The organism is Caulobacter sp. SLTY, from assembly GCF_009905535.1.
Taxonomy (GTDB): Bacteria; Pseudomonadota; Alphaproteobacteria; order Caulobacterales; family Caulobacteraceae; genus Caulobacter.
The window spans coordinates 1-7,324 of sequence record NZ_JAAALA010000058.1 but is presented as its reverse complement, the minus strand read 5'-3'; the positions used below and the strand labels follow the sequence as shown (position 1 = coordinate 7,324).

Genomic DNA, 7,324 nt, shown 5'->3' with positions numbered 1-7,324 from the left:
GTCAGGATGTCGTCCCCGCCCGCCCCGCTGAGGGTGTCGTCGAGGTCACCGCCGTCGTAGGTGTCCGCCCCGCCCGTGCCGGTCTGGACCACCGACACCGGCGCAGGCCGGCCGAAGACGACATAGGCGGCGCCGTGCCTGATGAGATCCGTGAAAGCGTCGCGCGCCCCGACGATCAGGTCGTCGACCCCGTCCCCGTTGAGGTCGCCGGCGGCGGACACCGAGAAGCCCGAAAAATCAAACTGCGCCGGACCATTGATCCGGAAGCCGTCGATCCCGTCGAGGGCGGCCAGGTTGAGATCGGCCGCGAACGGGCCGTCGCGACCGAAGATCACGTAGCTGGAGCCCGATTGCGTCCCGTTGGGGCTGGCGCCGGGCGCGCCGATGATCAGGTCGTTGCGACCGTCGCCATTCACATCGCCGGCCGAGGCGACCGACCAGGCGGACCAGTCGATGGCCGCCAGGCCCGGCATCCGGAAACCGTTGGTTCCGTCCAGGGCGGAGAGGTTGAGCTCGGCCGCGAACCCCGCGTCGCTGCCGAACACCAGGTAGGCGGCGCCGACGTCGGCGCCATTCTCATCGACGGCGTAGGCCCCGATCAGGATGTCCCCGAAGCCATCGCCATTGAAATCACCGGCCGAGGCGACGGAATAGCCGCTGCTGTCGGAGGCCTCAGCGCCATTGATCCGGAAACCGTTGGTCCCGTCCAGGCTCGACAGGTCGAGGTTGGCGCCGAAGAGATCATCGCCGCCGAACACCACATAGCTGGCGCCGGACCCGGTGTTTCCGTTGGTGGAGACCCGCCAGGCGCCGATGATCAGGTCGTCGAAACCATCGCCGTTGATATCGCCCGCCGAGGCGACGGCCTTGCCGCTCTGGTTATTGGCGGCGACGCCGCTGATCCGGAAGCCGTTGGTCCCGTCCAGGTCGCTCAGGTCGAGGATGGCCGGCAGACCGCCGGCGGAGCCGAAGACGACGTAGCTGGCGCCCGAGGGAGCCGTTCGGGTCCGCGCGATAGGCCCCGATGATCAGGTCATCGACGCCATCCCCGTTGACGTCGCCCGCCGAGGCGACCGCATGGCCGCTGAAATCGAGCGCGTCCGCGCCGTCGATCCGGAAGCCGTTGGTTCCGTTGATGCTTGAGAGGCTGAAATTGGCCGCGAAGGGCTGGTCGCCACCGAACACCACATAGCTCGACCCGCCGGAGCCGACGCCCGAACTGTCGCTCCTGGCGCCGATGATCAGGTCATTGAACCCATCGCCATTCACGTCGCCGGCCGAGGCGACCGAGACGCCGACGTAGGCGCCGGCAAGGCCACTGATCCGGAAGCCGTTGGCCCCATCGAGGTCGGACAGGTCGAAGCCGGCCGGGAAGCCGGCATCGCTGCCGAACACCACATAGGCCGCGCCGCTGTAGCCGCCGCCGGACGGACCCAGTCTGGGGTCGCCCAGGATCAGGTCGTCGATGCCGTCTCCGTTGATGTCACCGACCGAGGCGACCGACCAGCCGAGAGCGGCGTTGGCGGTCGTCGGGTTGATCCGGAAGCCATTGGCTCCATTGAGGGCGCCGAGCTCGAAAATCGCCGGAAAGGGCACGGTGTGCTGTCCTTGAAAACGGTTGAAGGCGGCCCGCCTAGAGCACCCAGCCGGCCGTATCGGCCCGCACGTCGCCATTGATCCGCAGGCGATAGTCACCGGACCGGTCGCCATCGACATCGAGCAGGAGGGTGGTGATCCCGCCGCTGAAGCTGAGCGTCATCTGGCCGGCCTGGCCGTCGAACGCCGCGACGATGCTGAAGGCGTCGTTGACCCCGCCAGTGGCCGCGATGGCGTCTATGTCGGACAGGTCGATCTCGTCCTGGCCGATGGCATAGTCGCTGATGGTGTCGGTCTCGATGGTCCGGCCCATGGGGGCCAGGCTGCTGAACACCGACTCCTGGCGGACCAGGAAGATGTCGTTTCCGCCGCCGCCGCTGAGGATGTCGTTTCCGGTTCCGCCCAGGATCCTGTCGCCCCCCAGGCCGCCGTTCAGAGTGTCGCTGCCACCGGCGCCGTCGAGGAGATTGGCTCCGCCGTTGCCGGTGAGCTGATTGGCCAGGCCGTTGCCCGTGCCGTCGATGTCTGCGACCCCCTCGAGGATCAGCCGTTCGAAGTTGTCGCCCAGGGTCCAGCTGACGGTGGCTTTGACGATGTCGCTGCCCTCGCCGACGGCCTCGACCAGGGTGTCGCTGTAGTCGTCCACCACGAAGGTGTCGTCCCCGATGCCGCCGGTCAGGATGTCGGCGCCCGCCCCGCCGCGCAGGACATCGTTGTCGGCCCCGCCGAACAGCTGGTCGTCCCCATCGCCGCCCTGAAGCTGATCGGCGCCCACTTCGCCGTTCAGCACGTCCGCCCCGGTCCCGCCGTCGAGGTTGTCGGCGCCCGCGCCGCCGTAGAGAACGTCGCTGTCGGCGTCGCCGTAGAGCCAGTCGTTGGCCCCGCCGCCGTAGAGCGTGTCATTGCCGTCTCCGCCGCGCAGCTGGTCGGACCCGTCCTCGCCGCCCAGTTCGTCCAGCCCGCCGTTGCCGCGCAGGATATCGTTGCCGCCGCCGCCCGACAGGATGTTGTCGCCGCTGTTGCCGTCGATCTGGTTGGCCAGGCCGTTGCCCGTCCCATCGATGTTGCCCGCGCCGGTGAGCTGGAGGTTCTCCAGTTCGGCCCCCAGGGTGAAGCTGACGCTGGCCCTGACCCGTTCGATACCCTCGCCGCTCAGCTCGGTGATGGTGTCGCCCGCGTCGTCGACCACATAGGTATCGCTTCCGGCCCCGCCGGCCATCTGGTCCGCGCCGGCGCCGCCGTTCAGCAGGTCACCGCCCAGCCCGCCGAGCAGCTGGTCGGCCCCATCGCCCCCGTCGAGCTGGTTGACGCCGTCGTTGCCGGTCAGGACGTTGGCCAGGCCGTTACCGGTGGCGTTGATCGCCGCCGTCCCCGACAGGGTCAGGTTCTCGATGTCGGTTCCCAGGGTCCAGCTGATCGAGGAGACCACGGTGTCGGTCCCATCGCCGCCGGTCTCGTCGGTCACATCGCCGATGTTGTCGACGTGGTAGGTGTCCCCGCCCGTCCCGCCGGCCATCAGGTCGGCGCCCAGGCCGCCGTTCAGGATATCGTCGCCGCCCCCGCCGCTGAGGTCGTCGTCCAGATTGCCGCCCAGGTAGTTGTCCGCCCCGGCGGCGCCCACCAGCACCACGTTGGGCCTCTGGCCGAAGACGACGTAGCTTGCCCCGGAGTCGGTTCCATGGGGATCGGCGCTTGGAGCGCCGATGATCAGATCGTCGACTCCGTCGCCATTGACATCGCCCGCGGCGGCGACAGACCTTCCGCTCTGGTCATTGGCCGCCACACCGTCGAGCCGAAAGCCGTTGACGCCGGTCAGGGAGGAGAGGTCGAGGTTGGCGCCAAAGGCGCCGCGACTGCCAAACACCACATAGCTGGAACCGGACAGGCCGCCGTTCGGATCGGCGCCGGACGCGCCGATGATCAGATCGTCGAGTCCGTCACCATTGATATCGCCGGCCCCCGCGACCGCACGGCCACTCTGGTCGGCGTTGGCGACGCCGCTGATGCGGAAGCCGTTCGTCCCATCGAGGGCGGAGAGATCAAGGCTGGCCGCAAAGCCCGCGTCACTCCCGAAAACCACATAGCTGGCGCCCGCGCCGAAGACACCATCAGGGTCAGCGCTGGCGGCCCCGATGATCAGATCGCCGAATCCATCGCCATTGATGTCGCCCGCGGCGCTGAGAGAATTGCCGCTTTGGTCGCTATCTGCCTCGCCGTTGATGCGAAACCCGTTGGTTCCGTCCAGAGAGGACAGGTCGAGACTTGCCGCGAAACCGACATCGCTTCCGAACACCACATAGGACGCACCAGCGTTCGAGGCGGCAGGATCCGCCCGCCAGGCGCCGACGATAAGATCCCCGATCCCGTCGCCGTTGAGATCGCCCGCGGCGGCAACCGCATTGCCGCTGTTATCGTCCGCTGCTTCGCCGTTGATCCGGAAGCCGTTGGTTCCGTCGAGATCGGCGAGAGCGAGGCTGGCGGCGAAGCCGGTGTCACGGCCGAACACGACATAGCTGGCGCCGACGCCGTTTGCGTAACGGGCGCCGATGATCAGATCGTCGATGCCGTCGCCGTTCACATCGCCCGCCGAGGCCACCGACTGGCCGCTCCGGTCGTAGGCTGCGACGCCGTCGATCCGAAACCCGCTGGTTCCATCCAGGGCTGAGAGGTCGAGATTGGCGCCGAAGGCGGTGTTGCGGCCAAACACGACATAGCTGGCCCCTGAGACGGCCCCGTTGGGGTCGGCCCCGTGAGCTCCGACAATCAGGTCATCGATACCGTCCCCGTTGATGTCGCCTGCCGAGGCAACGGAAATCCCGCTGTTGTCGTTGCCGGCGACGCCGCTGATCCGGAAACCGTTGGTCCCATCCAGGTCGGAGAGATCGAGATTCTCAGCAAAGCCCGTGCTCCGACCGAACACGACATAGCTCGCGCCGGAACTGCTTCCGTTGGGATCCGCCGTGAAGGCGCCGATGATCAGGTCAGCGATGCCATCGCCATTGACGTCGCCGGCGGCCGCGACGCTGGCGCCGCTCTGGTCATTCGCCGCAACGCCGCTGATCCGGAAGCCGTTGGTTCCGTCCAGACCGGACAGCTCGAAGGTGGCTGCAAACGGCATCTCTGGTAGCCCCCGACGCAAGTTGCGGCGCGATTTAATCGCAAGAGCGTGCCGGGCCGGGGCAGCCGGTGACAGTGCAGTAATCCGCATGCATTCGCGCGGATCGAACCTTGTTGGATTGCGCAACCGTCGATAGTTGCAAGAACCCTTCAGGGGGAATTTCCCGCCTGAACGTGCTCATTTTGAGTAGTTTGTGCGATTACCCTGGCGGCGGACACCCGCGATAAAGTGGATTTCAAGTGAAAAAAAGCAGATGTATTTCCTGCGTCTGGGGGGCATCCGCATGTTGAACAGTGAATGGCTGGCGAGCGCCGAGGCGGCAGCGCGAGCGACGATGGATCGCGACACGCTGGCCGCGCTGCGCGGTCGACCCGGCTTCCGGTCGATGATGCGGCCGTGGATCGCCACCTGGCGCGTCCGCGAGGGCGACAGCGCCATGCTGGCCCGCACCCTGCACGACATCGGCCGCTACCTGGCCGGGGTGTTCGCCCTGCAGCTTCACTACTCGCCAGGCGGGCTGACCCTCACGCGGCTGGCCGAGACCTTGAAGCTCACCGGCATGGCGGGGACGGGACGGGCCCGCACCAGCCTGATGTACCTGCGCTTCATCGGCTATGTGGAGCCGGCGGCCGATGGCGATGGCCGCGCGCGCCGCTATCGCCCGACCGAGCGGATGCTGGCCGCCTTCAAGACCCGGGTGGCGCGTGATCCGCAGGCCTTCTGGCCGGCCGATCCGGCCATCCTGGCGATCGCGCCGCAGTTGGAGCGGGACGAGGTGTTCGGAGCGTACCTGAGGGAGATGGCCGAGCTGACATCGCTGGCGCTGAGCGGCTATCGCGTCGACGGTCCCAACCTGGATGTGGTCAGCCATCGGTTCGGCGGATTCGCCGTGCTGTCGGAGCTGCTGCTGGCCGACAGCCAGGGAGGCGACCTGTCCCTGGAAGAGCCCCGGACGGTCAGCCTTTCGGCCCTGGCCCGTGACTGCCACGTCTCCCGCGCCCAGGCCCGGTCGGTGCTGAACGCCGCCGAGCAGGCCGGCTTCATCGAGATGTTGCCGGATGGACGATGCCGGCTGACCGCGCTGCTGGGCGAACACCTGGAGCTGTTGATGGCCGGCGCCATCCTGGTCATCGCCTTCGCCGCGCGCCGGGCCCTGGCCCAGGTGGAGGCCGCGCCGGCGCGAATGGCGGCGGCCGGCTAGCCGAACACGTCCACCGGACAGTCGACCGGAAGGGACGGCATCGTCCCCTCCGCCACCCGCTTGCGATAGTGGTCGCCGGCGCAGGTCGGCGAACAGATGAGGCCCTGGTCGGACCAGTAGGCCGGGCCATAGTCCGACCGGCCGTGGTCATAGGAAAAGCCCGGCGCCCAGTAGTCGAGGCCACACTCGATACAGACGGTCTTGGGGGTTCTGGCCAGCATCAGCGGCTGGCCTCGCGCGCGGCGGCGGCGATGGCCTCGGCCTTGGCGAACAGAGCCGGGTCGACCTTGGCGTCCACGGCCTTGGCGTTGTCGTCCAGCTGGCCTGGGCGGCTGGCCCCGACGATGGCCGAGGCGACGTTGGGCTCGCGCAGCACCCAGGCCAGAGCGAACTGGGCCAGGGTCAGGCCCGCCTCGGCGGCCAGGGGCTTCATCGCCTGGGCGGCCTCGAGCATGGGGCGCTCCATCCAGCGGCTGATCATCCGGCCCATCTCCTCGCTGGCGGCGCGGCTGTCGGCGGGGGGCGGGCTGTCGGGATCGTATTTGCCGGTCAGCACGCCCTGGGCCAGGGGCGACCAGACGATCTGGCTGATGCCGTTGGCGGCGCAGAGGGGGATGACCTCCTTTTCGGGCCGGCGCCACAGCAGGCTGTACTGCGGCTGGCTGGAGACGAACTTCTCGACGCCGGGAATGGCCAGGGCGTCGCGGATGTTCTCCGGCGACCATTCGGAGAAGCCGATCCAGCGGGCCTTGCCGGCGCGGACGACCTCGCTCAGCGCCTCCATGGTCTCTTCCAGGGGGGTGTCGGGATCGTAGCGGTGGCACTGGTAGAGGTCGACATAGTCGGTGCGCAGGCGCTTCAGCGAAGCGTCGACCTGCTTGTGGACCTGGGTGCGCGACAGGCCCTGGTCGCCGCCGCCCATGTCGCCCCACAACTTGGTCGCGAGGATGTAGGAATCCCGCGGCCGGCCGGCCAGCGCCTCGCCCGTCACCGTCTCGGCGGCGCCGCGGCCATAGACGTTGGCGGTGTCGTGGAAGGTGATGCCGAGGTCGAGGGCATGGTGGATGTTGCGGATGGCCGTGTCCTTCTCCACCCCGACCCCGGCGGTCAGCCAAGAGCCGAGCGAGATTTCGGACACCATCAGGTCGCTGGATCCAAGCTGGCGGTATTTCATGGCGTTTCTCCCGTTGGCCTTAAGGTAGGCCGCCCGGGTCTTCCAAAACAACCCGCTTCGGCGCGGTGGGGCGGCAATCTCAACTCTCCCCCCTCTGGGGGGAGGACCGGTCTGGAGCATTCAGCGACAGAGCAGGAGGGGGGCAAGTCCGTGTCAGAAGGAACCTCCCTACCGCCGGTGGGGCCCGCCTCCTGGTTTCTCGCTTGAGGCTCGAAACCTGTCCTCCTCCCGCTTC

At 68.0% G+C, this 7,324-nt stretch carries 6 protein-coding genes; 1 reads left to right on the top strand and 5 read right to left on the bottom strand.

Annotated features, from left to right (window positions below; translation table 11 throughout):
* From GVN21_RS20635 to GVN21_RS19895, 3 genes are all read right to left on the bottom strand, one after another.
* Window positions 1–758: integrin alpha (locus GVN21_RS20635; protein WP_205690202.1), on the bottom strand; the 758-nt coding region annotated here is incomplete at its 3' end.
* A gap of 121 nt (window positions 759–879) precedes the next feature.
* Window positions 880–1,596, bottom strand: coding sequence for an integrin alpha (locus tag GVN21_RS20625; protein WP_205690201.1), 717 nt, complete (start codon window positions 1,594–1,596; stop codon window positions 880–882).
* A 37-nt stretch (window positions 1,597–1,633) separates the two neighbouring features.
* A complete protein-coding gene (locus GVN21_RS19895) occupies window positions 1,634–4,714 on the bottom strand; it encodes an FG-GAP repeat protein (protein WP_205690200.1) in 3,081 nt (1,026 codons plus the stop codon).
* A gap of 253 nt (window positions 4,715–4,967) precedes the next feature.
* Between GVN21_RS19895 and GVN21_RS19890 the strand changes: the two genes are divergently transcribed.
* Window positions 4,968–5,915: a hypothetical protein gene (locus GVN21_RS19890; RefSeq protein WP_166576483.1), complete on the top strand. Its 948-nt coding sequence runs from the start codon at window positions 4,968–4,970 to the stop codon at window positions 5,913–5,915.
* Here the strand turns inward: GVN21_RS19890 and GVN21_RS19885 are convergent.
* Window positions 5,912–6,136 carry a hypothetical protein gene (locus GVN21_RS19885; RefSeq protein ID WP_166576482.1) on the bottom strand — a complete coding sequence of 75 codons (225 nt, stop codon included), beginning with the start codon at window positions 6,134–6,136 and terminating at the stop codon, window positions 5,912–5,914. The two genes, GVN21_RS19890 and GVN21_RS19885, sit on opposite strands and share 4 nt — an antisense overlap.
* On the bottom strand, window positions 6,136–7,089 hold the full coding sequence (locus tag GVN21_RS19880) for an aldo/keto reductase family protein (RefSeq protein WP_166576481.1): 954 nt from the start codon (window positions 7,087–7,089) through the stop codon (window positions 6,136–6,138). The genes GVN21_RS19885 and GVN21_RS19880 overlap by 1 nt, the downstream gene beginning before the upstream one ends.
* Window positions 7,090–7,324: the final 235 nt, after the last annotated feature.

Excerpts from the sequence above, each read along its gene's own strand:
- GVN21_RS19880 (WP_166576481.1), bottom strand. The coding sequence starts at position 7,089 with ATGAAATACCGCCAGCTTGGATCCAGCGACCTGATGGTGTCCGAAATC.
- GVN21_RS19890 (WP_166576483.1), top strand. The coding sequence starts at position 4,968 with ATGTATTTCCTGCGTCTGGGGGGCATCCGCATGTTGAACAGTGAATGG.
- GVN21_RS19895 (WP_205690200.1), bottom strand. The coding sequence starts at position 4,714 with ATGCCGTTTGCAGCCACCTTCGAGCTGTCCGGTCTGGACGGAACCAAC.
- GVN21_RS19885 (WP_166576482.1), bottom strand. The coding sequence starts at position 6,136 with ATGCTGGCCAGAACCCCCAAGACCGTCTGTATCGAGTGTGGCCTCGAC.